The sequence below is a fragment of the Bacteroidales bacterium genome (assembly GCA_018334875.1).
In the GTDB taxonomy this organism is placed as follows: domain Bacteria; phylum Bacteroidota; class Bacteroidia; order Bacteroidales; family UBA12077; genus JAGXLC01.
Genome location: JAGXLC010000503.1, coordinates 1 through 2,758 on the forward strand (window position 1 = coordinate 1; position 2,758 = coordinate 2,758).

Below are 2,758 nucleotides of genomic sequence, written 5' to 3' on the forward strand. Positions count from 1 at the left end.
TGACAAACCACTCCATTTCCCCTTCTGCTGATGCTTCGGCTGATTTGCCGGAGGGATGCAAGTAGATTACGGCTTTATTGTTTGGCCGCTCCGGTATCATCAGCAGATAGGGGATGATATAATCCCCTTCTCCTTTTACAAAATATTTCTCAACCGCATAGCCTTCTCTTTGATAACGTCCGGTAAAAACCGGCTCCTCTGTGCCGGAAGGCTCTTTATACCCTGATAGCTTCTTGGCCGATTTTATTACTCCCTGAAGATGGTTTGCAAGGTCCTCCCTGGAAGCCTGCAAATCTTTGATCTGTTCTGCTGCCTCCCTGCGGTTCAAACTGAATACCGTTTCACCGTCAAGGGAAGTGGATAACTGACCGGTAGAAGTTTTCTGCAATTCCTGCGAGGTTAAGAACTCAACCTCCTCTTCCACAGAGGAACCCGGCAGTTGTAAATGATCCTGAAAAAAACCGTACATTGCCTCGCGCGTCTTTTGGGTGTATCCATGGCCGTGATCGTCTTCCACCATTTTCAGGTTACCGGGTTTTCCGAATATATCATAAACCCGTTTTGCCCTGGCGTATGTTTCCCTTGCTCCCTGAATACTGAAAAAATCCCTGGTCGTAGCCATGATCAGGGTTGGCTTCGGGGCTCGAACCTGAATAAAATCAGGGTGGTCTATACCACTCGAAATGCCATGGTAGAAATTTTGCTCTCCATCCTGAACGCCTATCGATTCCATGAGCCGACGATAACTGGTTATATAACCTGCAGGGGCTGAGGCTACCACCCGCTCATCCATGGCAGATATGTAAGCGGTCTGAGTCCCTCCGCCGGAGAGACCATGAACACCAATCCAGTCAGGATCCACTTCCGGCCGGCTGACCAGATAATCGATGCCCCGAATACCATCCCATAGAAAATACCTGGCAATGGAGTTTCCGGTGAGAAAAACCTGCGCAGACGGATAAGAATGCTCATCGGTGGAACCGCCTATCATCGACTCACCTGTTACAGAATTATAGTATTGAAGCCGCTCACCCTGACCAATGGGATCAATGGCAAGGACTACAAATCCCTTCTTTACCAAATTGAGCAGGGGAAGCTGATAATACTCCCGCCGGTAAGCCCTGGTGCTATGTCCACTGCAAAACAGAATACCCGGGGCAGGTTTGTCAATATCTTCAGGAATAAAGAGAGAGGCTGTAACATAGAACCCGGGAAGTGACTCGTAGACAATGTTTTCCACCCGGTAAGCACCTTTTTGAACTTTATCAATTAACCTGGCATTCAAGGGGGTTTTTTCCTCAAATGAACCCAAAATCTCCCACATGGTGCTTCGCACCTCTTTCTGCCGCTGTCTCCACTCATCCTCCGTCTGAAGTCCTTTAATCCTCTCCTCTCTGGATTCCAGTAATTCATATGCCTGGCCGGTCAGGTGGTGGTATAGGGAATTGGGAGCATCGCTGTATTGAAGCCATTCATTTCGCACGACATCAAGGTCTTCCTGGGCCCTGATACTTCCGGCTGTAACCAATAATACCAATGATACCGTGAAAATGCTTTTCAATGTATCCGCCCCTTTATTTACGCTTCTTAAGATTAGCCGTTTCATGTGAATTGGATGTTGATGGGTTATGTAAAATGATAGTCTGAAAAAAATCAGATTATTTGCTTAACCATCCGCTCATAATCTCCGCAAAATTCTGAAAACGCTCTCGCGATTTAATCACAAAGTTGTCCTCCACATTTTCGGATCGATAAACATCCCGTGTAAACCGATAGGTTTTATCTATCTCCTCCTGTGAAGCCGGTTTCATCCGATGATCCTGTATATCTAACATCCAAAGAGGTCTTGGGGCAATGCAGGCAGCCAGGTCCGGAAGATCGTAACCGGTTATGGCTGCCGGTACTGTGGCCTGTATCCATTCGGGCTGATAGTATTTGTGCATCACGAGTGACTCATAGGAAAGCAGGGGATTAATCAAAGCGAGTTTGGATATGGTCTCCCCAAATGCCGCTGCATGTAATAAGGTGTTACACAACCCTCCCCGGGCCAGCGATGATATCCGGCCGGGGGCTATATCGCTGCGATTTTTCAGTACATCAACGAGTCGCATGAGATCCGCGGCTTGAGCACCTACCATACTTTTTCCAACCAGTAAACCGAAAAACCATATGTTATAAGCACCGCGGCCAAGGTCAAACTGATAGGCATCGCCATTGAATCCTGCGGGGCCCAACTCCCCAACTCCAACAAGATCGGGAGCCAGCACTGCATACCCATTCTTTATAATGGATTCAATCTCTCCCCCAGGTGATGCTTCAGCAGCTTTACCACCGGGATGCAGATACAGCACTACAGGAAGTTTCCCGTCTTGATCCTGAGGCCTGAACAGAAGGTAGGGAATCTTATAACTGCCGGTTCCCTGGATAAAATATTTCTCTATTTTGTAACCCTCCCTGACATAACGGCCGGTAAAAACAGGATCATGCCTGGTTTGCGGAGATGTGAAACCGGAAAGTTCTTTTATCGTGGGTAAGATTGATTTTACAGTTTCAGAACCTGATTTTCTGCGGTCTTTCAGGGCTGTTAGATGTTTTTCGGCTTTTTCCTTATTGATTAAAAAAGTAGACCTGCTTTTCCGGGAAGTCAATACCTGCCCGGTTTCTGTAACGGTCAGCTCTTCAGGGGTGAGATATTCTACCTCTTCATCCACGGGACTCCCCGAAACATTAAAATGCCGCTGGAAAAATTCATACTTCC

At 47.3% G+C, this 2,758-nt stretch carries 2 protein-coding genes; both read right to left on the minus strand.

Going from position 1 to position 2,758, the window contains the following annotated elements:
* Positions 1–1,606 (minus strand): acetylxylan esterase (locus tag KGY70_20440; GenBank protein MBS3777574.1); only part of this gene is annotated, 1,606 nt, incomplete at its 3' end.
* 52 nt (positions 1,607–1,658) lie between these two features.
* A partial coding sequence (locus KGY70_20445; GenBank protein ID MBS3777575.1) for a hypothetical protein occupies positions 1,659–2,758 on the minus strand: 1,100 nt, incomplete at its 5' end.